The organism is Bradyrhizobium sp. Rc2d (genome assembly GCF_900099855.1).
Classification (GTDB): domain Bacteria; phylum Pseudomonadota; class Alphaproteobacteria; order Rhizobiales; family Xanthobacteraceae; genus Bradyrhizobium.
This window is the reverse complement of the sequence record NZ_FNCU01000052.1, coordinates 37,771-60,372: the sequence shown is the minus strand read 5'-3', so window position 1 is coordinate 60,372 and position 22,602 is coordinate 37,771. Positions and strand designations below refer to the sequence as shown.

21 protein-coding genes are annotated in these 22,602 nt (G+C 64.7%); 8 read left to right on the top strand and 13 right to left on the bottom strand.

Features of this window, described 5'->3' with window-relative positions; genetic code table 11:
• Positions 1-112 precede the first annotated feature (112 nt).
• The 4 genes from BLV07_RS38405 to mtgA all read right to left on the bottom strand — a co-directional run bounded on the left by BLV07_RS38405 (position 113) and on the right by mtgA (position 3,272).
• On the bottom strand, positions 113-1,108 hold the full coding sequence (locus BLV07_RS38405; protein WP_091892429.1) for an IS110 family RNA-guided transposase: 996 nt from the start codon (positions 1,106-1,108) through the stop codon (positions 113-115).
• Between the two features lie 344 nt (positions 1,109-1,452).
• A complete protein-coding gene (locus BLV07_RS38400; protein WP_176946045.1) occupies positions 1,453-2,103 on the bottom strand; it encodes a hypothetical protein in 651 nt (216 codons plus the stop codon).
• 142 nt (positions 2,104-2,245) lie between these two features.
• Positions 2,246-2,428, bottom strand: a complete 183-nt coding sequence (gene rpmF, locus BLV07_RS38395) for a 50S ribosomal protein L32 (RefSeq protein WP_007598106.1) — start codon at positions 2,426-2,428, stop codon at positions 2,246-2,248.
• A 169-nt stretch (positions 2,429-2,597) separates the two neighbouring features.
• Positions 2,598-3,272 (bottom strand): monofunctional biosynthetic peptidoglycan transglycosylase, encoded by a 675-nt coding sequence (gene mtgA / locus BLV07_RS38390; RefSeq protein WP_091896592.1) that lies wholly within the window; start codon positions 3,270-3,272, stop codon positions 2,598-2,600.
• A 161-nt stretch (positions 3,273-3,433) separates the two neighbouring features.
• Between mtgA and BLV07_RS38385 the strand changes: the two genes are divergently transcribed.
• Both BLV07_RS38385 and BLV07_RS38380 read left to right on the top strand, forming a co-directional pair.
• Positions 3,434-4,357: a polyprenyl synthetase family protein gene (locus BLV07_RS38385; RefSeq protein WP_091896589.1), complete on the top strand. Its 924-nt coding sequence runs from the start codon at positions 3,434-3,436 to the stop codon at positions 4,355-4,357.
• Positions 4,358-4,529: 172 nt separating this feature from the next.
• Positions 4,530-5,213, top strand: coding sequence for a DUF1345 domain-containing protein (locus BLV07_RS38380; protein WP_091896586.1), 684 nt, complete (start codon positions 4,530-4,532; stop codon positions 5,211-5,213).
• Positions 5,214-5,370: 157 nt separating this feature from the next.
• On the opposite strand, the gene BLV07_RS38375 is transcribed toward BLV07_RS38380, so the two are convergent.
• Positions 5,371-7,176, bottom strand: coding sequence for a caspase family protein (locus BLV07_RS38375; RefSeq protein WP_091896583.1), 1,806 nt, complete (start codon positions 7,174-7,176; stop codon positions 5,371-5,373).
• A 168-nt stretch (positions 7,177-7,344) separates the two neighbouring features.
• Positions 7,345-7,773 (bottom strand): GFA family protein, encoded by a 429-nt coding sequence (locus BLV07_RS38370; protein ID WP_091896580.1) that lies wholly within the window; start codon positions 7,771-7,773, stop codon positions 7,345-7,347.
• Positions 7,774-7,868: 95 nt separating this feature from the next.
• Between BLV07_RS38370 and BLV07_RS38365 the strand changes: the two genes are divergently transcribed.
• The 3 genes from BLV07_RS38365 (at position 7,869) to BLV07_RS38355 (ending at position 10,980) form a co-directional block, all read left to right on the top strand.
• Positions 7,869-8,243, top strand: a complete 375-nt coding sequence (locus tag BLV07_RS38365; RefSeq protein ID WP_091896577.1) for a nuclear transport factor 2 family protein — start codon at positions 7,869-7,871, stop codon at positions 8,241-8,243.
• 223 nt (positions 8,244-8,466) lie between these two features.
• Complete coding sequence (gene bla, locus BLV07_RS38360) at positions 8,467-9,324, top strand: class A beta-lactamase (RefSeq protein ID WP_091896574.1); 858 nt, start codon at positions 8,467-8,469, stop codon at positions 9,322-9,324.
• A 48-nt stretch (positions 9,325-9,372) separates the two neighbouring features.
• The gene (locus BLV07_RS38355; protein ID WP_091896571.1) at positions 9,373-10,980 is read left to right on the top strand and encodes a Na+/H+ antiporter; all 1,608 of its coding nucleotides are present in this window, start codon (positions 9,373-9,375) and stop codon (positions 10,978-10,980) included.
• Positions 10,981-11,102: 122 nt separating this feature from the next.
• Here BLV07_RS38355 and BLV07_RS38350 read toward each other — a convergent pair whose 3' ends face one another.
• The 5 genes from BLV07_RS38350 to BLV07_RS38330 all read right to left on the bottom strand — a co-directional run bounded on the left by BLV07_RS38350 (position 11,103) and on the right by BLV07_RS38330 (position 16,071).
• Positions 11,103-11,801: an N-acetylmuramoyl-L-alanine amidase gene (locus BLV07_RS38350; protein ID WP_091896619.1), complete on the bottom strand. Its 699-nt coding sequence runs from the start codon at positions 11,799-11,801 to the stop codon at positions 11,103-11,105.
• 110 nt (positions 11,802-11,911) lie between these two features.
• Positions 11,912-12,808, bottom strand: coding sequence for a TauD/TfdA dioxygenase family protein (locus BLV07_RS38345; protein ID WP_176946041.1), 897 nt, complete (start codon positions 12,806-12,808; stop codon positions 11,912-11,914).
• 260 nt (positions 12,809-13,068) lie between these two features.
• Positions 13,069-14,352 (bottom strand): flavodoxin-dependent (E)-4-hydroxy-3-methylbut-2-enyl-diphosphate synthase, encoded by a 1,284-nt coding sequence (ispG, locus tag BLV07_RS38340; RefSeq protein ID WP_091896568.1) that lies wholly within the window; start codon positions 14,350-14,352, stop codon positions 13,069-13,071.
• A gap of 12 nt (positions 14,353-14,364) precedes the next feature.
• The gene (locus BLV07_RS38335) at positions 14,365-15,318 is read right to left on the bottom strand and encodes a DMT family transporter (protein WP_091896565.1); all 954 of its coding nucleotides are present in this window, start codon (positions 15,316-15,318) and stop codon (positions 14,365-14,367) included.
• A 258-nt stretch (positions 15,319-15,576) separates the two neighbouring features.
• Positions 15,577-16,071 carry a Fur family transcriptional regulator gene (locus tag BLV07_RS38330; RefSeq protein ID WP_091896613.1) on the bottom strand — a complete coding sequence of 165 codons (495 nt, stop codon included), beginning with the start codon at positions 16,069-16,071 and terminating at the stop codon, positions 15,577-15,579.
• Positions 16,072-16,228: 157 nt separating this feature from the next.
• Between BLV07_RS38330 and BLV07_RS38325 the strand changes: the two genes are divergently transcribed.
• The 3 genes from BLV07_RS38325 to BLV07_RS38315 are packed head-to-tail and all read left to right on the top strand — an operon-like array spanning position 16,229 to position 19,434.
• Positions 16,229-16,711 (top strand): MarR family winged helix-turn-helix transcriptional regulator, encoded by a 483-nt coding sequence (locus tag BLV07_RS38325; protein WP_091896610.1) that lies wholly within the window; start codon positions 16,229-16,231, stop codon positions 16,709-16,711.
• The gene (locus tag BLV07_RS38320) at positions 16,704-17,873 is read left to right on the top strand and encodes an HlyD family secretion protein (RefSeq protein ID WP_091896562.1); all 1,170 of its coding nucleotides are present in this window, start codon (positions 16,704-16,706) and stop codon (positions 17,871-17,873) included. Before BLV07_RS38325 ends, BLV07_RS38320 begins: the two co-directional genes overlap by 8 nt.
• Before the next feature lie 4 nt (positions 17,874-17,877).
• Positions 17,878-19,434 carry an MDR family MFS transporter gene (locus tag BLV07_RS38315; protein ID WP_091896559.1) on the top strand — a complete coding sequence of 519 codons (1,557 nt, stop codon included), beginning with the start codon at positions 17,878-17,880 and terminating at the stop codon, positions 19,432-19,434.
• A gap of 178 nt (positions 19,435-19,612) precedes the next feature.
• Here BLV07_RS38315 and BLV07_RS38310 read toward each other — a convergent pair whose 3' ends face one another.
• On the bottom strand, positions 19,613-20,704 hold the full coding sequence (locus BLV07_RS38310) for a phosphotransferase (RefSeq protein ID WP_091896556.1): 1,092 nt from the start codon (positions 20,702-20,704) through the stop codon (positions 19,613-19,615).
• Between the two features lie 49 nt (positions 20,705-20,753).
• A complete protein-coding gene (locus tag BLV07_RS38305) occupies positions 20,754-22,442 on the bottom strand; it encodes a methyl-accepting chemotaxis protein (RefSeq protein ID WP_091896553.1) in 1,689 nt (562 codons plus the stop codon).
• Positions 22,443-22,602: the final 160 nt, after the last annotated feature.

Sequence of the window (22,602 nt, the reverse complement as noted above, 5' to 3'; positions counted from 1 at the left end):
GCGGGGAGCAACTGTGTTGAAGTAGCCCGGCGATCGGCCGGCCTCAAGGCTGGCGCTTGCGCGCCACCGCCTCCGGCGGCTGACGGCCTTGACCCCGTCCGCTCACCGGTCTTCAGGCCGTGCATGCGCTCGGCGGAAGCCGAGCGGAGTCGCTCACTTCGTACCGACTGGCGTCCCATTTCTCACCGCGCGCGATCATAACGTTGAGGATCACGATCAGCTTGCGCATACAGGCAGTAAGCGCAACCTTCGGCTCTTTGCCTTTGGTGATCAGGCGATCGTAGAAGGCCTTGAGCACGGGGTTGTGCCGTGTCGCAGCTCCCATACACGCCATGTAGAAGAGATTGCGGACTTTGCGGCGCCCGCCCTGGATATGGCGGATGCCTCGACGCTTGCCGCTGTCGTGATCGTAGGGCGCAGCCCCCAGCAACGCCGCAGCAACTTTGTTGCTCATCTGGCCGAGTTCCGGCATCGACCCGATGAGCCCGGCGGACGTGCTCCCGGCAAGACCCGGCACGCTCTCGATGATCTCGGCGAGCTCGGCAAATCGCGGCGTGGCCTTGATCAATGCTGCGATCGCGGCTTCGAGCTTGGCAATTTCGGCGGCGATCTGCTTTCGCAGGCGATCCTGCATCTTCCGCACGACGTCAGGTGTGGAATGCTCCCTCCTGTTTTGCAAGCTGGTCTGCGCGTCGATCAGAGCCTGGCGCGCAGTCACGATCTGCGCCAGCTTCTCACGTGCCGCATCGTAGGTTTGGCCTCTTGCCTCGATGAAGGTCTCGGTGAACCAGGCGATCATCGCCGCATCGATCGGATCGTTCTTGGCGAGTCGTCCAGCCGATTTGGCGAAGTTCCGCACCCGCTTTGGGTCCACGACCAGGGCTTCGATACCAGCCTCGCGCAGCGCCTTGGCCCACTCCCGCTCATAGCCGCCGGAAGCCTCCATGGCTGCCTTGCCGACTTTGTGCTTGCGAAGCCAGCGGATCAGTGATCGCCGTCCCTCTGGCGTGCTTGGGAACGTCTGCCGTAGCGACAACGAGCGAATGCACGCATCCACCTTGTCCTTGGCCACATCGAGACCGACGACAATCAGCTCATTCTGTGCCATCGTCCACTCCCTTCCTTGCTCGGTTCGGGCTCCAAGCCCTTGCAACTGTTCGGGTTGAGGAAGACACCGGATCTGTCCCTCGCTCCCCGACAGGCTCGAGGCCTTTGAGGTCGGACGGGCTCAGATCCAGCGACGGGCGGTTGGTCAGAACCGCCCGTTCGCACATCCTGGCAGATTTTACAGACACAAGAGGTCGGATCGCTCTCGCGATCCGGGTGAGGGGGTACAGGTCTCACGGCTATCTCATCCGTGGAGAGAGGCCCCTCACCCCAACCCTCTCCCCGTAAGAACGGGGCGAGGGAGCACACAACCGCCGCGGTGAGATGCAGGCGAATCCAGAGAAATCAGCGCGGTGGCGCGTCGGGAGAGGACGGCGTGCCGTTGCCCGGCTGAAGCTGCGGCGAGGGGATTTCCGGCGAGGGCGCGCCCTGCCCCGGCTTGGGCGCCGGATGATCCATCAGCACGGATTCGGCGACAGATTGCGCTGAGGGTGCGGGCGGCACCGCCGGTGCCGGCTGCGGCGCAATCACCGGCTCGAACTTACGCTCGGACGCCACATCCTCCTCCGGCGCTTCCTGGCGCTTGGCCTTGCGTGGCGCCGCCACCGTCGTCTCGGCGACATAGGTGACGCGACGGCGCGTGCGCTGGGCGATGCCGCCGAGGAAGTCGGCCATCGCGAGCAGCACCAGCAGGAAATAGGTGGAGTTGCCGAATTTGGGCCACATCACGAATTCGGCAGCGGCCGCGCCGAACACGATCAGCGACAGCAGGTGATCCATCAGAAATTTGGAGCCGGGCCGCGCGCCCTTGACCACCTCGAGCAGAAGCAGCACCACGCCGAGCGCGAGCAGGAGGTCGGCGAGCGTAACCGGCCAGGTCTCACCGGACACCATCGGCACCTTGAACAGCACGTCCGTAAAGGACACCGTCGGCATCAGGAAGGCGATGATGTTGTAGACCGCGAGCGGAATCAGAAGCAGCGGGAAACCGACCATCGGCAAAATGCCTTCTCGATCAAGATATCCGGACAGGACAATGCGGCGGCGAAGCATTTGCTCCGCCGCCGTCACCGTCTATCTCATGGGTTGGCCGAAATCAGGCGGGCCCAATCCTCCCGCCTGAAGAAAGGTCCTGCCTTCAGGACTCTTTCTTCTTCAGGACCTGGCGGCCCTTGTACATGCCGGTCTTGAGGTCGAGATGGTGCGGACGACGGAGCTCGCCGGAGTCCTTGTCTTCCACATAGGTCGGCTTCTTGATGGCGTCTGCCGAGCGGCGCATGCCACGGCGCGACGGCGAGGTTTTTCTTCTCGGAACGGCCATTTCAATATCCTCTAGGGATTGGTGTCATCAGGGCATCGTCCGCGAAGGGACGGCTCAGCACCCGCAATACGAGGCGAGCTGAATGCCGATCAAGGCCGCGCTTATAGAGGAAGGCTGGCCGTAAAGCTAGGCTCTTGGGCCGGAAAATACGCCCGAAATGGGCCCGAAATCAGCGATTTTCGCGCCAGCAGGTCGCAAGCGAGCTCGCCTGCCCCCGCGCCATATAGGTCGCCGCCAGCCGCCTGACGCCGGGTCCCGGGGTCCGGGCACTGCGTTTGACCGGATTGGGCAGGGTCGAGGCCAGAAGGGCGGCTTCCCGGGGGGAGAGGTTGGCGGCCGACTTGCCGAAGGCATAGAGGCTGGCCGCCTCGACGCCAAACTGCCCCTGTGGACCGAGCTCTGCGATGTTGAGGTAAATCTCCAGGATCCGCGGTTTGGGCAGGACGAGGTCGATCCACAGCGCCAGCGGGAATTCCAGCGCCTTGCGGACGAAGTCCCGCCCCTGCCAGAGGAACAGGTTTTTTGCGACCTGCTGGGTGATGGTGGAGGCGCCCCGGAACGGCGTACCGTCCTCCTGGGCGTCATCGATCGCCTCACGCAGCGCACCCCAGTCGATGCCATGATGCTTGCAGAAATGGGCGTCTTCGGCTGCCACCACCGACCGAGGCAGATAGGGCGACATCGCCGCCAGATCGATCCATTGCCGCTGCATCGGCGCACCCCGAAGCGAACGCCAGACCATCAGCGTCGAAACCGGATGGCCGGTCCGGTAAAACGGCGCGATCACATAGGGCGCGAGAGCCACGACCGCGAGCACGACCAGCAGGATCTTGACGATGCGCAAATCGACCTTTCCGGCGCAAAATGAAACGCGGCCACGGGCTGGGCCATTAAGTCTGTGATAATTCGGGCCTTTTCCAGCACTTTTTAGGCCTTCCAAACGATTGACTGAGGCGGGCGCATAAAGGATTGTCCGGCCGAATTTTAGTTCTGGAGCCCTTCTTGATGACCGGCACGTCCCCGTCCGATTTCGCCAAACGTCTGGACAAGACCGCTGATGACACCGAGGCCCTGCTCGGGCGCCTGCTGTCGGACGACATCCTGCACGACGAGATCGCCCGGCCCAAGCGACTGATGGACGCAATGCGCTATTCGAGCCTGAACGGCGGCAAGCGTCTTCGGCCGTTCCTGGTGGTCGAGAGCGCGACCGTGTTCGGCGTGCCGCGCGAAGCGGCGCTGCTCGTGGGCGCCGCGCTCGAATGCATTCACTGCTATTCGCTGATCCATGACGATCTGCCGGCCATGGACAATTCGGACCTGCGCCGCGGCCGCCCCACCCTGCACAAGCAGACCGATGACGCCACCGCGATCCTTGCCGGCGACGGTCTTTTGACGCTCGCCTTCGACATCGTCACCCGCGACGAGATCCACCGCGACGCCAATGTGCGGCTGCTGTTGACGCGCGCACTGGCGCGCTGCGCCGGTATCGGCGGCATGGTCGGCGGCCAGATCCTCGATCTCGCCGGCGAAGGCCGCTTCGGCGGCAACGAACCGATCGATGTCGCCCGTATTCAGCAGATGAAGACCGGCGCACTGCTGCGCTATGGCTGCATCGCCGGTGCAATCCTCGGCCAAGCCTCGCAGAAAGAATACCAGGCGCTCGACGATTACGGCCGCGCGCTCGGCGAAGCCTTCCAGATCGCGGACGACCTGCTCGACGTCGAAGGCGATGCGGCTGCGCTCGGCAAGCCCTCGGGCCAGGACGCCGCGCTCGGCAAGACCACCTTTGTCACCCAGCTCGGCATCGAAGGCGCCAAGCGGCGCGTGCGCGACCTGCTCGCGCGGGCCGACAGCGCCGTCTCGATCTTCGGCGATCGCGCCGCTGTGCTGCAAGCCGCGGCGCGATTCGTCGCCGAACGGAAGAACTGACGTTGGGTTTTCACCTCTCCCGCTTGCGGGAGAGGTCGCGCCGAAGGCGCGGGTGAGGGCTTTCTCCTCTCGGGAAGTCCCGCTTATGGAGACACCCTCTCCCCAACCCTCCCCCGCAAGCGGGGGAGGGAGCGCACCAGCGATGCCGCTCAGAACTTACCGGACGATCTGCATGCAAAAAGAAGATCCCGTCCTCGTCCGCTTCCGCCAGATGTCGCGGCCGATGCGGCTGCTTTATGCGCGGCCGCGAACGTTCATCGCACTCGCTGTCGGCGTCCTCGTCTGCCTGCTGCTGCCGGGCACGCACCGGCTGGTGACCCGGCTCTTATTCGGCTGGGACGCGCTGATCGCGGTCTATCTCGTGCTGGTCTATGCGATGATGCTGTGCAACGACCACCAGCACATCCGTCGCGCCGCTGCGATGCAGGACGACGGCCGCTTCGTGATCCTGCTGGTGACGGCGACCGGCGCCTTCGCCAGCATCGCGGCGATCGTCTCCGAGCTCGGCACGTCGCATCGCGGCGTCCTGGAGCTGACGATCGCGATCACCACGATCGCACTGTCATGGGCTGCCGTGCACACGACCTTCGCGCTGCATTACGCGCATGATTATTATCGGCACGGCACGGCAGGAGGCCTTCAGTTTCCGAGCGGCGACAAGGAAGACCACGCCGATTATTGGGATTTCGTCTATTTCTCGTTCGTGATCGGCATGACCGCGCAGGTCTCCGACGTCGGCATCACCGACAAGACCATCCGTCGCACGGCGACCGCGCACGGCATCGTGTCCTTCATCTACAACACGGCGTTGCTGGCGCTGACGGTGAACATCGCGGCAAGCGCAATTGCGACCTGAACTCACTCCAGGGAGTCGTCCTGGCGAAAGCCAGGACCCATTACCCCAGGGAGAAGTTGCTGCGCTGAGTTGCCAACCACAAGTCTTCGCAAAACCAAGGCCGGTGGTAATGGGTCCTGGCTTTCGCCACGACGACCATGTGGGGACACCGCGATCCCTAGTAACAGACCTCGGCATTGGCGTCGTTGCCGGGGCCGCCGCCGCCGCGATATTCGAGACGGCAGCCGCGATGGACCGGACGGCAGCCACCGCTATTGCAGTAGACCTGCCCGCCGCCTGTCGCGCGGCCGGCGCCAGCGGCAGCAGCGGCGCCATAACCGCCTGCTGCGCCGGCGGACTGACGACGCTGCCGTGCGGGACGCTCATCGCCGTCGTCGCGCTTGGCAGTTACACGCTTGGCCGTTGCGGGCTTGGCGGCACGCTGCTTCTCGCACTCATTGTCGTCATTGACCGCATAGCCCTCACGACAAACGATCTTCGTGCATTTGTCGCCGTCGGCCTTGAAGCCGTGCTCACAGACCAGCGGGCAGACGCGCGATGGTTTCGACTTGACCGCATCGAGCGCATCGGTGCTCGCCACCTTCACGTCGAGCTTGGTGCCGGCATAACGGTTGAACTGAGACAGCGACCGCTGCGACGACGCATTCCAATTGCCGTCGGCCTGCCCGGAGAAGCAGCCGACGCGGCCGAGCTCGGTCTGCACCGAGCGACTGAGATCGGCCGGCGTAGTCGCAGGCGTCAGCGCGGCGACGTTGGTGCCGGCCGGACCGGCCGTGCTGGCCGGCGCTGCGCCCGGTGCCGCAGCGGCGAGGTTGACGCGCTGCTGCTCAGCCGCGGCGGCCTGCTGCTGCGCTTGCTCCTTCGTTTTCTGGGCAGCAAGCTGCGCCTGTTCGGCGGCTTTGGCATCGGCCGCAGCCTTGGCCTGCGCATCCTTCTGGGCGCCGAGCGCGGCAAGACGATCGCGCTCGGCCTCGGCCTGCTTCGCCTTCGCGATCGCCGCCGAATGGGCCTGCTCGGCGCCGATCTTCTCGACCTGGAGCTTGGCAAGGCTCGCATAGAAGCCGTCGGGATGCTGGGCGAGGAAGGCATCCCACGCCGCCCTGTTGCCGACCTGGAGCGCGAGTTCGTAATCGCGGCGGATATCGGCCTGCGGGTTCGCCGCAGGCGCGGGGGCCGCAGCCGTCATCTTCACCGGCACCAGCGGAACATCCTCGCCGCCGAGCGAGCCATAGACGAACGGCTCCTGCTTGTTGCCGGTCGACTTGAGCACGTCGTCGCGCACGAAGCCGAAGGCGCGACGGACATCGAGGCCCGGCGTCGTCAGATGCTTCGACAGTGCGACCGTGAACGGGCTGTTGGCGCCGTCACCGTCCTGCGCCGTGAAACCGGCCTTGGCCGAATAGGCGATCAGCGTATTGGGGCTGGTCGGCTCGACCTGGGCGAGGCCGCGGCCGATGCCGCGCGAGGCAATCGTGCGCTTCATCCTCTTGCCGAACGGATTGTCGCGGCAGGCATCCAGGATCACCAGGCGGAGCTGCTTTGCGGGCTCGACCGCGACCAGGATGCGATCGAGCGAAAGCGCCTCGTCGTAGACGTCGGTGTCGCGCTCGAGCTTGGCATCGACGGGGATCAGATAGTTGGAGCCTTCGACCTCGATGCCGTGGCCGGCATAGTAGACCACGGCGATGTCGGCATCGCGGGTCGCATCCGCAAAGTCGCGGAGTACCCGCCGCGTATCCAGCGCCGACAAATCGTGCCGGGAATCGACGACATCGAAGCCGGCCTCCTTCAGCGTCTTCGCCATCACCGAACCGTCATTGACGGGATTGGCCAGCGACGGCGCGTGCTGATAGGCCGAATTGGCGAGCACCAGCGCAACGCGCTTGCCGGCGAAAGCAGGTTGGGCGCCGAGCAGCAGCGCGAGGGCGAGGAGAACCGGACAAAGTCTGAGCAAATTGCGCATGACACGACTTCCGAAATTCGGGGCCGCTTGGGCCCTTTGGGACCGCTTTAGCAAGATCCACCGCGGGCGCTTGTGATGGAGGTCACGAAGGTACCAACGACAAGCGGAAAGGCCACTTTTGTTTGTCGCACCAGCGGGATCGCGGTTCGCCGGGAGGATCGGGTTCCCTCAGACAACCCCGATGTGCTCCCGATATTGCGGCAGATTGTCCGTGATTTCGTGCCAGGGCGCCTTCGAGCCCACGAAAATGTGGGCGCTCGGCCGGATCGAGGGGGTATCGACCAGGGTTCCCATGGCGACATGGACCCATTCTCCTCCACGGACCCGGGAATAGAGCAGCGAGCCGCATCGGGCACAATGCGCGTCATGGGTGGTGTCGTCGCCGAACATGATCCGCTGGTCGCCGCCCCTGACGATGCGGAGCTGGTCCTGGGCGATGCCCGCGAACGGCTTGAAGGCGGCGCCGGTGGTGCGGCGACAGTTCGAGCAGTGGCAGTTCATCGCATAGGAGAACGCATCCGCCACCTCGAAGCGCACGGCGCGGCAATAGCATTCGCCGATCAGGATACGGGCGTTCGATTTCTCTGATGCGGTCATTTCAGCGTCCTCGCGCAATTGGCGACAGACACCCATAGCGCATTTTGATGCGCACGACTAAGTTCGCTCCAAGCCATCATTCGAAGGGATGACCCATGAGCCCAAATCGTTCAAGTGTCGAAGCCGTCGTGCAATCCTATTTCGACGGTCTCTATGAGGGCGACGCCGAAAAGCTCGGCGCCATCTTCCATCCCTCCGCCGACCTGCGCTGGGTCGAGAAGGGCGAGCTTCAGGTACTGACCGTGCCGGACTGGCTCGACCGCGTGCGCAAGCGCCCCTCCGGCAAGGCCGAAGGCAAGCCGCGCGAGGATTTCATCGTCACCATCGACCGTTCGGACGACAAGACCGCCTTCATCAAGGCCCGGTGCCAATTGCCGCCGCGCTATTTCACCGACTATTTGGTGGCGATGAAGCTCGCCGACGGCTGGCAGATCGTGTCGAAGTCGTACCGGTACGATCTGAGGGAGTGAGGGAGTCTCTCGACCCTCCGCTGCCCGAAATTGGACTCGCTCTCTTCCATTCTCCGTCAGTGCGGGGCCAACTCCCGCCACACATCATTGCGAGGAGCCCTTGCGACGAAGCAATCCAGAATCCCTCCGCGGAGAGACTCTGAATTGCTTCGCTGCGCTCGCAATGACGGTGCGGATGAAGCATAGGCTACATCTCCCTACCACACTCGCCCGAAAGTCCCCCATGCTGCTCGACCGTCGCTCCCTGCTCGCCTCGCTGTGCGGGATGGCCGCTTCTCCCGCACTGGCCGCGGATGGGCCGCCTGAGCTCGAAACATACGAACGCGAGAGCGGCGGGCGAATCGGGGTCTATGCAGAAAACCTCGCGACCGGCGCAAAACTCGCCTGGCGCGCCGACGAGCGGTTCGTCATGTGCTCGACATTCAAGGCCTCGCTCGCGGCCTGTGTGCTGGCGCGGGTCGATCGCGGCGAGGAGCAGCTTGCGGCCATGATTCCTTACGGCCAGGCCGACCTCTTGGAGTACGCGCCGGTCGCCAAGCAAAATCTCGCGGCCGGCGCAATGTCGGTCACTGAGATGTGCAAGGCGATCGTCGAGCTTAGCGACAACACCTGCGCCAATCTGCTGCTGGCGCGAATCGGCGGGCCGGCCGCGCTCACCGCGTTCTGGCGATCGATCGGCGATACCACCTCGCGGCTCGACCACAACGAGCCCGAGCTCAACCGCTCCCGGCCGGGCGATCCCCGGGACACCACGACACCGGCGGCGATGGCCGGAAACCTGCGCCGCCTGGTGCTGGGGGACGCATTGTCGCCGGCCTCGCGCGCGCAGCTCACCGAATGGATGGTGAACTGCAAGACCGGCGCAAACCGGCTGCGCGGCGGCCTGCCGGCAGGCTGGAAGATCGGCGACAAGACCGGCAACAACGGCAAGGACGCATCGGGCGATATCGCGGTGGTGTGGCCGCGGCCGGATGCTCCGATCCTGATCGCGGCCTATACCCAGGGCGGCACGCCGAGCGCCGCACAGATCGCGGCGGCGTTCGCGCGGATCGGGCGGATGGTGGCGGAGCGATTGGCGTAAGCCGCGCGCATTGACGCAGCAGCCGCTTCCGGGTCAAGACAGACCGTCATGGAAGCGAAGTTTCAGACCTTTCTCATCCTGCTGGCCGTGCTGGCAGGCGTGGCGCTGGCCGCACGCCGCTTCAACATCGCGCCCGCCATCCTGCTGATGCTGGCCGGCGTCGGTCTCGCCTTCGTGCCGGGCATGCCATCGGTGGAACTGCCGCCCGAGCTGGTGCTGCTGCTGGTGCTGCCACCGCTGATCTACTCGGCAAGCGTCGCCATGAGCTGGCGCGAGTTCAAGAAGAATTTGCGCCCGATCGTGCTGCTCGCAGTCGGCGCGGTGATCTTCACTGCAGCCATGGTAGCGGCCGCCACGCATTACATGATCGGCCTGCCGTGGACCATCGGCTTCCTGCTGGGGGCCATCGTCGCGCCGCCCGACGTGGTGGCGCCGCTCGCGATCGCGCGCCGGCTGCACATGCCGCGCCGGATCCTGGTCGTGCTCGAGGGCGAAGGGCTCGCCAACGACGCCACCGCGCTGATCCTCTACCGCTTTGCGCTCGCCGCGATCATGGTCGGGCATTTCTCGCTGCCATTGGCGGCCGGCGAATTCCTCCTCATCATCGCCGGCGAGATCGCCTTTGGCATCGGCGTCGGGTGGCTTTCCCTGCGTTTCCGCAAATGGTCGGGTGATCCGCAGGTCGAGCTCACGCTGTCGCTGATCACGCCTTACGTCTCCTACTGGCTGCCCGAGCATGTCGGCGGCTCCGGAGTGATCGCAACGGTCGCTTGCGGGCTTTATGTGAGCTGGAACGGCCCGCTGCTGATTTCTTCCGCGACGCGCCTGCAGGGCATCTTCTTCTGGGACCTCGTGATCTATTTGATCGAGGGCCTCTTATTCCTGCTCACCGGCTTCCAGATGCGCGCGCTTTACGAGAAGTCGAAGGCCTTTCCGCTCGACGACATCCTGATCGCGACCGCCGTGGTTCTGGTGATCGTCGTGATCGCGCGCTTCGCCTGGCTCTATCCCGCGACCTATCTGCCGCGGATGCTCAGCAAATCGCTGCGCGAGCGCGATCCGTCGCCGCCCTGGCAATGGGCGTTCACGCTCGCCTTCACCGGCGTGCGCGGCGCGGTGTCGCTGGCGGCGGCTCTGGCGCTGCCGTTCACGCTTCCGAACGGCGAAGCATTTCCGTACCGTGACCTGATTCTGTTCGTCGCCTTCGGCGTCATCCTCATCACGCTGATCGGCGTCGGCCTGACGCTGCCGCCAGTGGTGCGCTGGCTCGGCATTGCCGAGGCCGGCCGCAACGAGCATGTCAGCGAGCACGAGGCCGAGATCGCAGCACGCCGCCAGGCGCTCGACGCCGCGCTGAAGTCGCTTGACGCGCTGACCGCGGAGAAGGAAGTATCGGACGAAGTGATGCGGCTCCTTCGGGCCCGCCACGAGATCCGCATCAACCAGCTTCCCGATTCGCTCGATCCCACCCACCACGACGTCTCCGCCGCCGGCATCGCGCTGACCCGGGAACTGATCGTCGCCGAGCGCAAATTCATCCACGACCTCTTGCGCGACGGTCAGATCACCGACGAGACGCGGCGGCGGATCGAGCGGGATCTCGATCTGGAGGAGGCGAGTTTGGCAAACAGGGAGTATCGGGGCGCGCCGCTGTAGCGTCCTGCTACAATGTCTCCTTGTCGTCCTGGACAAGCGAGCGTAGCGAGTGCTGAGCCAGGACGACAAGAGTGAGATCCGCCGGCCGCATCACGCCGTCATTGCGAGCGCAGCGAAGCAATCTACCGCCGCTCGCAAAACTCTCTCATGGCGGCCGCAACGGCCTCCGCAACTGCTTCCTGCCGTTCCGACGAATTCATTTCCATCTCCTCGTCGCGATTGATGATCGAGCCGGCCTCGAGCAGCACCGCGGCGCTTCTCGTCCGCGAGAGCACGACGAGCCCGTCGTAGCGGTAGACGCCGACGTCCTTGTCGAGCAGCTGGTGCCGGTAGCGGCCCATCACCGGAAGGGTATATTGCCTCGCATAGTGCAGGCCCTGCTCCTTCAACTGCCTGCCGATCATCCGGGCCAACAACAGGCTGGTGGCGAAGTGCGGATTCTGGTGCGACACGAACAGCGAATGTCCCGAAAAGCGGTCGCTGAAATAGCTGGTGGCGCCGTCGAATTCCCAGCTCTCGAGCAGCTTGTCCGGCACCGAATCGTGATGGACCGAGAGGAACAGATCGGCCCGGCCGTCATTCGCGACACTGACTCGCTTGAACAGGCTCGCCCTCGCCTTGCCATCCGTGACGAGCAGGCGAGTTGCGGCAAAGCCTTCTGACTTGAGTCTTGCCGCGATGAGACTTGCGAGACGGAAGTTGAAGCCGAACTCCGGATCATTGCGCGCGCTCAACGCGCCGTAGGAGTCCGGGGTGTGTCCGACATCCACGACGATCCGGAATTTCGGCATCTCGCATTTGGCCGGCGCAGCCGCCCTCATTTGCGTCTTTGCAGCCTTCCGCGTCCGGGCCGCCTGGCTATCGTCAACCGACAAGAGCAAGAACGGGATCAGCGAAATGGCGATAGCGGCGATGGAGCGCCACGACCTCCTCACACCGGCCGCTCCCCCTTCACCGTCACCCGCGTGCCCGAGCGCGTATGCGGCCAGTAGTCCCACATCGCGCGGTGCTGGGTGCAGCGGTTGTCCCAGAAGGCGATGGCATTCTCGGTCCAGCGGAAGCGGCATTGGAACAGCGGGTTCTCGGCGTGCTGGTAGAGATAAGCGAGCATCGCGTCGCTCTCGTCGCGCGGGATGCCGTTGATGTGGCGGGTGAAGCCGCGGTTGACGTAGAGCGCCTTCCTGCCCGTGACCGGATGCGTGCGCACCACCGGGTGCTCGGCATGCGGATAGGAGGGACGGTCGGCGACGCCGTAATTGGCGTAGAGGCCGCGATAGATCGGCTCGCCGTCATGCAGCGCCGTGAGCCCGTCGAGATAGGCCTTCATGCGATCCGAGAGAGCGTCATAGGCCGCATACATGTTGGCGAACAGCGTGTCGCCACCGCGCGGCGGACATTGCTTGATGTAGAGGATCGAGCCCATCGGCGGCTCGAGATCGCAGGACACATCCGAATGCCAGCCCTCGCCATTGGCGCGCGGCGAGTCCTTGTCGGCATAGATCTTCATCAGCGCCGGGTCTTCGTCTTCATGCGGTGCGGCCGGATGAAAATGCAGCTCGCCGAACTTGCGGCCGAAGGCGAGATGCTGTTGTGGCGTGATGTGCTGATCGCGGAAGAAGATCACGAGGTTTTCGGCGAGCGCGCGGTGGATTTCGTCCATCTGCCGGTTGGAGCGGCTATCGCCCTCGACGAGCCTGCCGATGTCGACGCCGGAGATTTCCGCGCCGATGATGGGCGTGAGCTTTTCGACCGCGATGGTCTCATAAGGGGCGCCGTCATCGGCGGTGTGGCGATAGCGCGGACCTTGCTTGCCGGCGAGTGAGCTCATGGCGTGTCTCCCGATCATTTTGATTGAGAGCATGGTAGCGCGCGGTGATGGATGTGCAATCTGCACCGCAAACATGGCCGTCGTCCCGGACAGCGTAAGCGCAGATCCGGGACCCATAACCACAGGGTTAGGTTTGGCGAAGACTCGGAGTGACGACCTGCCATAACCACAGACTCTGTGGTTATGGGTCCCGGATCTGCGCGCGCTTGAGGCGCGCTTGTCCGGGACGACGGAGGTGTGTGGGGCGAGAGTAGAGAAAACTACTCCGCCGCGGTCACCGGCACCTTGGCGCCCTGGCCGTAGCGCTGCTCGATGTAGTCGATCACGAGCGCCTTGAAGTCGGCGGAGATCGTGGGGCCGCGCAAGGTGCGGAACTTCTTGCCGTCGACGAACACCGGGGCGGCCGGCGCTTCGCCGGTGCCGGGAAGCGAGATGCCGATATTGGCGTGCTTGGATTCGCCGGGGCCGTTGACGATGCAGCCCATCACCGCGACGTTGAGCTCTTCCACGCCGGGATATTTCGTCTTCCAGTTCGGCATCTCGTCGCGGATGAAATCCTGGATCGAGCGGGCCAGCTCCTGGAACGTGGTCGAGGTGGTGCGGCCGCAGCCGGGACACGCCGCGACCAGCGGCACGAAGGTGCGGAAGCCCATGGTCTGGAGCAGCTCCTGGCCGACCTGCACCTCACGGGTGCGGTCGCCGCCAGGCTCCGGCGTCAGCGAGATGCGGATGGTGTCGCCGATCCCCTGCTGCAGCAGGATGCCGAGCGCGGCCGAGGACGCCACGATGCCCTTCGAGCCCATGCCGGCCTCGGTCAGACCGAGATGGATAGCGTAGTCGGAACGGCTGGCGAGATCCTGGTAGACCGCGATCAGATCCTGCACCGCCGAGACCTTGGCCGAGAGGATGATACGATTCTTCGGCATGCCGAGCTCTTCGGCGCGCGCGGCCGACAAGAGCGCCGACTGCACCATGGCCTCGCGCGTCACCGCGCGCACGTCGCGTGGATTGGCCGAGGCCGCGTTCTCGTCCATCAGCTTGGTGAGCAGTTCCTGGTCGAGCGAGCCCCAATTGGCACCGATGCGCACCGGCTTGTTGTTCTTGTTCGCGATCTCGATGATGTCGGCGAACTGGGTGTCGCGCTTGTCCTTGAAGCCGACATTGCCGGGATTGATGCGGTATTTGGCGAGCGCCTCGGCGCAGGCCGGATAGGCCGCGAGCAGCTTGTGGCCGATATAGTGGAAGTCGCCGATCAAGGGCGTGGTGATGCCGCGCTTGGCGAGGCCGTCGCGGATGTGTGGAACGGCGGCAGCGGCTTCCTCGCGGTCCACGGTGATGCGAACCATTTCGGAGCCGGCGCGCGCGAGCGCTGCGACCTGGGCCATGGTGCCGTCGACGTCGGCGGTGTCGGTGTTGGTCATCGACTGCACGACGATCGGCGCACCGCCGCCCACTGAGACGTCGCCGACCTTGACCTGGGTGGTCCGGTGCCGGGGCGCGGGGCCTGCGAGATCGGAATCGATGGTGTTTTCGAGCTTGTTCATGGGGTCCAAATATCAGGTTTTGGTGACGTTCAGCAATGCATCACCCGGCGCCGCAGCCGTTTGGCTCGGACGGTTAACCAGAAAAAGCCCAGCAATTACAAGGACCGCGGCGGCCCCGAATGTCAGGCTTAAGGTGTCGTGCATGATGAAATAGCTACCGACCACGCCAAACAAAGGGGTGATGAAGGTAAAAGCCGACAATTTGCTGGCCGAATAAGCCTTCACCAGCGCGAACCAAAGCGTGAACGTGGTTCCCACCACCCAGATCGCCTGGAAGGCCATGAGGGCGAGCGATAGTGGCGCCGGCGTGTGCGTGATGGATTCGCCGAACAGCCAGGCTGCCAGCCCCAGGATCGGGATCGAGGTCGCGACCTGGTAGCCCAGCGCCTTCTCGGGCGCGGCGAAGCGCAGCCGCGTGCCCTTGGCGACCAGCGTGGTCGCCGCCCACAACGCCGCGCCGCCGACGATCATGAGGTCGCCGAGCAACACCTTGGCATCGACATCCGGCTGCGGCACGCCGATGGCAAGCGCGACGCCGGCAAAGCTCACGGCGAGCCCCAGCCATTGCGTACCGCCGAGCCGCTCGCCGAGCACCTGGTAGGAGCCGAGCGCGACGAAGAACGGGGCGGTGTAGAGGAACACGACCGCGCGCGACGCCGGCGTGAAGCGCAGGCCCTGGAAGATCAGAACGAACTCGATGCCGAACATCAGTCCGGCGATGAGGCCGGGCTTCCAGGTACCGTCACGTTCGAAGAAATTGACGCCACGCAGGGTGCCGATGATGAACAGCACCGGCAGCGCGCCCATCGAGCGGATCGTGGCCTGGAGCATCGGCGGGATGTCCGGCAGCACCAGCTTCACCGCGATCTGGTTGAACCCCCAGGTCAGGCACAGCATCAGCATCAAGGCGATGGCGCCGGCACTGAGGGGACGGCCAGCGGACGGTATGGCTTGTGGTGAGGACATGTCTTCCCGAAAAATTCGGCTTTATGCCGTTATTGCTTGAGCGATCGGACGGTGGGCTCTTCACCTCTCCCCAGCGGGGAGAGGTCGATTTGCGCAGCAAATCGGGTGAGGGGGCGCAGGTCTCCCATGAGAGAGCGAAGCCCCTCACCCGCGCCGGAGCCTGTCATCGGGCGCGCCTTCGGCGCGACCCGTTGGGCGCGACCTCTCCCTCTGGGAGAGGTAAATACCGGCACTTTGGCTCGAGCCGATTGCATCCTCTTAGGCAGCTTTCTGACAATGGGTGCAGACGCCCGTGATCTCCACCACGGACAATTTGGGGGCGAAGCCTGAGCTGCGCGCGGCGGCATTAAGGTCCTTGGCGAAGGAGGCCGACGGGATCTCGCCGACCAGGCCGCAGCGCTCGCAGATCAGGAACGCGACGGCCGAGGTCGCGTCGTGGTCATGGGCGGCGCAGGCGAGATAGGCGTTGCGGCTCTCGATGCGATGCACGAGGCCGTTGGCCATCAAGAAATCGAGGGCACGATAGATCGTGATCGGCGCCGGTCGCGCCATCGACTTGGCGAGCTCGTCGATCACCTCATAGGCGCCGAGCGGGCGGTGGCTGGAGAGCAGCGCCCCGAGCACCTGACGGCGTATCGGCGTGAATTTCTGTGCGCGCTGCTCGCAGACCTGTTCGGCATGCGCCAGCGCATCCGCAGTGCAGCGGCCGTGATCGTGGTCAGGCGCGGGGAATGCCGGCTTTGCGAGGGTCATGCGGCCCATCTTCTAGCATTTCGGCGAGGGAACCCAAAGCGCGACCGCCACTGCGGCTGTCAGCCATGCTCTCGCTGCGGGACAGAGTCGCATCAATCCGCCCTGGAATAATCATAAGCTTGCTTATTATATTGCAGGCTTATTGGAGATAAAGCTCATGACCCGCGGGTCTGTCGACCAGAACTTCCTGTTCACGCTCGCCGAGCTCTATCGCCTGCTGCGCGTCTATGCCGACAAGGAGGCGTCGCGCTTCGGCATCACCCGCGCGCAATGGGCGGTGCTGGCCAAGGTGGAGCGCAGCGAGGGCATGAAGCAGTCGGAGCTCGCCGAGCTCCTGGAGGTGCAGCCGATCACGCTGACACGCCTGATCGACAAGCTCTGCGACAATGACTGGATCGAACGCCGCAGCGACGCCTCGGACCGCCGGGTCAAGCGCCTGTACCTGAAGAAGGCGGGCCGGCAGCTGCTCGGCCGGATGAGCGGGCTCCGGTCCGAAATCACCGCCAACGCGCTCGACGGCATCGCCCCGGCCGATGCGCACCGCCTCCTCACCCAACTCGAAACAATCAAGGAAAACGTGCGGAACGCGACCCAGACCAGCGGCGCGGAACAAGCGCGTAGGGAGCAGCGCTATGGCTGATCAGGTTCTCAAGTTCCAGCCCGAGCAGAAGAGCGACAGCGGCAAGCCGACCAAGAAAGCCGGCAGCGATCCGCGCCGCCGCTTGGTGGCGGGCCTGCGCCGCTATCGCCGCTTCCTGCTCCTGGTCGTCCTGCCTGTCATCATCGCCATCGGCGGCATCACCTTTTATCTGCATGGCGGCCGCTATGTCGGCACCGACGACGCCTATGTCGGCGCGCAGAAGGTGCTGGTGACGCCCGACATCTCAGGCAAGATCCAGAAAGTGGTCGTGAAAGAAGGTCAAGTCGTCAAGCAAGGCGACGAGCTGTTCGAGATCGACCCCGTTCCCTTCCGTCACGCGGTGGATGAAGCCAAGGCGCAGCTCGCACAGGCCCGCACGACCTACGACAACCTCGTTGCCAACATCAAGATCTATGGCGACATGCTCAACCTCGCCCAGCAGGGCGTCGACCTCAAGCAGCGCGACGTCGAGCGCAAGCAGGCGCTGGTGAAGAACAATTACGGCTCCCAGCTCGATCTCGACAACGCGGCGAATGCGTTGGTCACCGCGGGCGCGCAGGCACAATTCATCAAGCAGCAGCTCTCCAATGCCAAGACGCAATTGCTCGGCGATCCCGCGTTGCCGCTGGAGCAGTTCCCGCCTTACGCGCAGGCAAAAGCCAAGCTGGACGACGCCCAGCGCAACCTCGACCACACCGTGCTGCGCGCGCCGATGGACGGCGTGGCGACGCAGGTCGAGCAGATTCAGCTCGGCCGCTACGTTGCCGCCGGCGCGCCTGTGTTCTCCATCATCGACGTCGCTCATCCCTGGGTCGACGCCAACCCGAAGGAGAGCGACCTCACCTACGTCACCGAAGGACAGCCGGTCACGCTCGAGGTCGACGCGTTCCCGAACCACGTCTTCAAGGGCAAGATCGGCTCGCTCTCGCCCGGCACCGGCGCGCAATTCGCGATCCTGCCGCCGCAGAACGCCACCGGCAATTTCGTCAAGGTGGTGCAGCGCGTGCCTGTCAGGATCTATTTCGACGAGACCGACAAATACGTGCGGAAGCTGAAGGCCGGCATGAGCGTCTACGCCACCATTGACACCGGCCACCGGCGCTCACTCGCCGGCCTGTTTGGCCTGTCGGCGACCGCGGGCCAAGACCACGACAAGGACTGATCCGATGTCCGGTCCCCACGCCAACCTGATGGTCCCCGGCCTGCGCCGGAACATGGTGACGATCTGCGCCATGACCGCGACCATCATGCAGGCGTTGGACACCACCATCGCCAATGTCGCTTTGCCCTATATGCAAGGCACGCTCTCGGCCTCGCAGGACCAGATCAACTGGGTGCTGACCTCCTACATCGTCGCCGCCGCGATCATGACGGCGCCGGTGGGCTGGATCGCCAACCGCTTCGGCCGCAAGCGCATCTTCATCATCTGCTCGGCCGGCTTCACCATGGCGTCGGTGCTGTGCGGCCTCGCGCAGGACATCAACCAGATGGTGCTGTTCCGCCTGCTGCAAGGCGTGTTCGGCGCCGCCCTGGTGCCGCTGTCGCAATCGGTGATGCTCGACTATTACACGCTCCAGGAGCGCGCCAAGGCGATGTCGATCTGGGGCATGGGCGTGATGATGGGCCCGATCATGGGCCCGTCGCTGGGCGCTTGGCTGACCGAGACCTATTCCTGGCACTGGGTGTTCTTCGTCAACCTGCCGTTCGGCGCCATCACCGTGCTCGGGCTGATCGTCTTCATGGACGAGACCCGGAAGGATTTCAGCCTCAAATTCGACTGGTTCGGCTTCGCCGCGCTGGCGATCGCGATCGGCGCGCTTCAGCTCGCGCTCGACCGCGGCGAGCAGCTGGGCTGGCTGGAATCCAACGAGATCCTGGCGGAGTTCATCGTCTCCGCCATCGCCTTCTACTTCTTCCTCGCGCATTCCTTCACGACCTCAACGCCGTTCATCCGCTTCGCGCTGTTTCGGGATCGCAACTTCGTCACCGGCTGCGTGTTCATGATCGTGATGGGACTCGTGCTGTTCTCGACCATGGCGCTGGCCTCGCCCTACATGCAGAACGTGATCGGCTATCCCATCATCACCGCCGGCCTGCTGCTGGCGAGCCGCGGCTTGGGCACCTTTTTCGCCATGATGCTGGTCGGCCGCATGATGCGTTATTTCGAGGCGCGCACGCTGATCATCACAGGGCTGGCGCTGACTGCAGGCTCGCTGTTCCAGATGACCGGCTGGACCGACCTGACCCAGGTGCCTGAGATCGTCACCGTCAGCGTCATCCAGGGCTTCGGCTTCGGCCTCGTCTTCGTGCCGCTCTCGACCGTGGCGTTCCTGACGCTGTCGAACGATTTGCGCACCGACGGCACCGCGATGCTGACCCTGATGCGCAACGTCGCGAGCTCGGTCGGCATTTCCGTCGTCATCGCCGAGCTGACGCAGGGAACGCGGCGGACCTACGCGATCCTCTCCGAGCACATCAACCCGTTCAACCACGCGCTCCAGATGCCCAGCGTCAGCGGCATGATCAATCTCTCCACCGACGCCGGCCGCGCCATGGCCGACAGAATGGTCAGCGTGCAGGCGCAGATCATCGCCTTCGCGCACGATTACCAGCTGGTAATGGTCTTCATCCTCTGCACCATCCCGCTCGCTTTGCTGATCGGCTCGACCAAGGCCACACTGCGCAAGCAGGCCGCGGGGCCGGAGCACGCGGTGATGGAGTAGGTACGTCGTCGTCCCGGCGAAGGCCGGGACCCATAACCACCAGATTGAGTTTGGCGAAGACTCGGAGTTGGCAGCTCACGCTACAACCTCTCCCTGGGAGTATGGGTCCCGGCCTTCGCCGGGACGACACCGAGAAGGTTGAGCCGTCATCGCGCCTCACGAGGGAGCGGCGCACCGCCTACCCCAACAACTCCTCGCACCCCAGATCCTCGACCGCCATCATGATCCGCTCCAGATGGTGCCACCAGATCACCGGCGGGATGTTGATGGCCCATTGCCAGACCGGCTTGGTGATGTGCCAGAGCACCGACAAGCGGTAGTCACGATCGAGCGCGCCGCGCGTGTATCCGGTGACGCCGCTTGCGAGCAATGTCTCGTGGTAGAGATTGAGCAGGGGGCGCTCGAGCGCCTGCCGGCGCTCCGGAAACCAATGAAGTGCCATCATGTAAGCAAGGTCGTTGGTCGGGACATTGACGCCCCACAGGTCGAAATCGAAGATGCGCACGGTGTCGGCAACGCCAGCGCGCGGAAGGAAAAAATTCCAGGTATGGGCATCGCCATGGGTGATGCTGAGGTTACGGCGCGAATGGTAGCGCTCGGATAGCCGGGCCGACTGGTCGATCAGGCGACGATAGAGGAGCCGGCGTTCTTCGCTGAGGCGATCGCCGAGCAGATCGGCGAACCGGTCGTAATGGCCGGCAAAGGTCTCCATGTGCTGCGCGCTGTCTTCGGGGCTCGCCCAGGTGCCGATCGTGTCGCCGAGATCGGGATGGTCCCACCAGGCCGCATGCCAACGCGCGAGCGTGGTGACCATCGCGACTATTTGCTCGCGCGACGGCGGCAGTGGCCATTGGGTTGCGATCTCATGGCTATCGGTGAGGTCCTCGAGCAGGAGATGCCAGGTCCCGCCCGGCTCGTCGAAGCGTCCGTCGAAGCAGCGCGGCACCAACCCCCACGGCATGTTCGGTGCGAGCTTCGTATAGAAGGCCACCTCGTGCCGGCCGCCATCGGCAAGCGTCTTGGCAAAGTCGGCATGTGGCGTCTTGAGGATCAGCGATTGCGGCGCGCCGGCCGATTCGCCGACATAGCGCAGTCCAAGGCGGGCAATGTGTGACACGACGGTGTCACGCTGATGCAGCACCTTCACCTCGCGGACCGCGCCAGCGTCCAGCACGCCGCCTCTGCGTAGCGCGGCCGTCAGTCGGGCGGGCTCAATGACCGCCGGCAATTGTGGGGATGTCATAACCACGATGCCCCTGTCCCGCGCCATACTGCACGATCATAACCCCACACACCAGCGGCCGAGTTGATGCCGGGCGTCAAGCCGCGGCAGTCGAGTCGCGCACGGTTCGCACCACCACCGACCGCAGCTGTTCGAGATTGGCCGCCATGCCGGCGATCGCCTGCCTGACCTCTGCGGCGCGCTCGTTCACCGAGGCGGCGTCGCGGCTGACATTGCCGATCTTGGCCGAGACCTCCTGTGCCGCGGACGCCGATTCGGAGATCGACCGCGTGATCTTCCGCGTCGCGGCATCCTGTTCTTCCATCGCGGCGGCAACCGAGGTCGCGACGCCGTCGATCTCGACGATGTGGCCTCCCATGGTCTCGACGGCATCGACCGCGGCCTGCGTCGAGGTCTGGATCTCGGCAATCAGCCGCCCGATCTCCTCGGTGGACTTGGCGGTCTGATCGGACAAGGATTTCACTTCGGCGGCGACCACCGCGAAGCCGCGGCCGGCCTCGCCGGCGCGCGCCGCCTCGATCGTGGCGTTGAGCGCGAGCAGGTTGGTCTGGCCGGCAATGCCGCCGATCAGATCGGAGACCTCGGCGATCTTCTTCACCGACCCGGCCAGCGCCTGAATGGTCGAGCGCGCCTGCTCGCGGCCGGCGACCGCAGATTTGGTAACCGTGCTGGTCCGCGCGACCTGGCTCGCGATCTCTCGGATCGAGGCGCTCAGCTCTTCGGCCGCAGCCGAGACGGTCTGCGAGCTGCCGAGCGCCTGGGTGGAGGCCGCGGCGACCGCCTGCGACTGCGCGGAGAGCGAACTTGCGATCTCGGACAGGCTGGTGGCGGCCCGCTCCACGCCATGCGTCGCCGCGCTCGCGGTGTCGACCGACCGGCCGGTCTCGCGCTCGACGGTCGCCGCCATCTGCTGCAGGGCGCCGCGTTTGGCGAGTGCGGCCTCCTGTTCCTGCCGCAACTGCTCCTCGCGCAGGCGGGAATTCTCGACCGCCGCCTGCTTGAACACCAGGAGTGCACCCGCCATCGAGCCGACCTCGTCCCGGCGGTGCGCGAAAGGAATGTCGGCGGCGAGATCGCCGGTCGCGAGCTTCTGCATCGTATCAGTCATGCGTACGATCGGGCGCACCACGCCGAGTGCAACGCCGAGCAGGCCCGCGGCGATGAAGGCGAGGACAGCGGCGGAGACGCCGAGGAGGATGTAGAGCATCGAACTGTCGCGGTCCGCGGCCAGCTTCTCCATGGCGGTATTCTGCTTGTTGGCGTTCTCGACGATGCTGTCGATGACGGTGCGATGCGCGGTGTAGGCATCCTTGAGCTGTGCATAGGCGTGCTCGGAGGCGGCCGCGTCCTTGGCCTTGAGGGCCGGCAGGAGCTGGTCGGACGCCTTCCAGAATTTCTGCACCTCGGCATCGGATTTCGACACCAGCGCGGTCTTCAGATCTGCCGAGAGGCTGGAGGAGACCCAGAATGCCTTGCGCTCGTCGTAATCCTTGCGGAGCTGAACCAGGCGCTCGCCATGGGCCGCGAGCTGGTCCGGCTCGCGCATGGCGAGGGTGGCCTCGAGATAGGCTTCGATGACGTATTCCGGCGGCGGCAGGATGTCGGCGATGAGGTCGTTGCCGAGCTTGATGTCGGAATAGAGCGGGCCGCCGACCTTGAGCTCGCGTAGCGTATAGAGACTGGTGGAGACCACGGCCGTGAAACCGAGGGCCAGGAAAATGCCGAATGCAATGATCGCAGAAGAAAGCGAAAGACGAATTTTCATGGAACAATCCAATGCCGCACGTCGAAATCCAAATGGATCCTAAACGACTGCGGTAAACACGGGATTGCTACGCGCGGAAATTGCACCGCGCGAACTCCGGGAAACTACGGGAAAACGGTCAGTGGGGGCTGCCGATACTCCGCACCGGCCGTCGTCCCGG

Bases quoted from the DNA above. Each gene is read 5' to 3' on its own strand.
- BLV07_RS38400 (WP_176946045.1), bottom strand. From the start codon at position 2,103: ATGGTCGGTTTCCCGCTGCTTCTGATTCCGCTCGCGGTCTACAACATC.
- BLV07_RS38315 (WP_091896559.1), top strand. From the start codon at position 17,878: ATGTCCGGTCCCCACGCCAACCTGATGGTCCCCGGCCTGCGCCGGAAC.
- BLV07_RS38320 (WP_091896562.1), top strand. From the start codon at position 16,704: ATGGCTGATCAGGTTCTCAAGTTCCAGCCCGAGCAGAAGAGCGACAGC.
- BLV07_RS38305 (WP_091896553.1), bottom strand. From the start codon at position 22,442: ATGAAAATTCGTCTTTCGCTTTCTTCTGCGATCATTGCATTCGGCATT.
- BLV07_RS38380 (WP_091896586.1), top strand. From the start codon at position 4,530: ATGCAAAAAGAAGATCCCGTCCTCGTCCGCTTCCGCCAGATGTCGCGG.
- BLV07_RS38330 (WP_091896613.1), bottom strand. From the start codon at position 16,071: ATGACCCTCGCAAAGCCGGCATTCCCCGCGCCTGACCACGATCACGGC.
- BLV07_RS38335 (WP_091896565.1), bottom strand. From the start codon at position 15,318: ATGTCCTCACCACAAGCCATACCGTCCGCTGGCCGTCCCCTCAGTGCC.
- BLV07_RS38355 (WP_091896571.1), top strand. From the start codon at position 9,373: ATGGAAGCGAAGTTTCAGACCTTTCTCATCCTGCTGGCCGTGCTGGCA.
- BLV07_RS38325 (WP_091896610.1), top strand. From the start codon at position 16,229: ATGACCCGCGGGTCTGTCGACCAGAACTTCCTGTTCACGCTCGCCGAG.
- BLV07_RS38310 (WP_091896556.1), bottom strand. From the start codon at position 20,704: ATGGCGCGGGACAGGGGCATCGTGGTTATGACATCCCCACAATTGCCG.
- BLV07_RS38375 (WP_091896583.1), bottom strand. From the start codon at position 7,176: ATGCGCAATTTGCTCAGACTTTGTCCGGTTCTCCTCGCCCTCGCGCTG.
- BLV07_RS38385 (WP_091896589.1), top strand. From the start codon at position 3,434: ATGACCGGCACGTCCCCGTCCGATTTCGCCAAACGTCTGGACAAGACC.
- BLV07_RS38345 (WP_176946041.1), bottom strand. From the start codon at position 12,808: ATGAGCTCACTCGCCGGCAAGCAAGGTCCGCGCTATCGCCACACCGCC.
- BLV07_RS38405 (WP_091892429.1), bottom strand. From the start codon at position 1,108: ATGGCACAGAATGAGCTGATTGTCGTCGGTCTCGATGTGGCCAAGGAC.
- BLV07_RS38370 (WP_091896580.1), bottom strand. From the start codon at position 7,773: ATGACCGCATCAGAGAAATCGAACGCCCGTATCCTGATCGGCGAATGC.
- bla (WP_091896574.1), top strand. From the start codon at position 8,467: ATGCTGCTCGACCGTCGCTCCCTGCTCGCCTCGCTGTGCGGGATGGCC.
- ispG (WP_091896568.1), bottom strand. From the start codon at position 14,352: ATGAACAAGCTCGAAAACACCATCGATTCCGATCTCGCAGGCCCCGCG.
- BLV07_RS38350 (WP_091896619.1), bottom strand. From the start codon at position 11,801: ATGAGGGCGGCTGCGCCGGCCAAATGCGAGATGCCGAAATTCCGGATC.
- BLV07_RS38365 (WP_091896577.1), top strand. From the start codon at position 7,869: ATGAGCCCAAATCGTTCAAGTGTCGAAGCCGTCGTGCAATCCTATTTC.
- rpmF (WP_007598106.1), bottom strand. From the start codon at position 2,428: ATGGCCGTTCCGAGAAGAAAAACCTCGCCGTCGCGCCGTGGCATGCGC.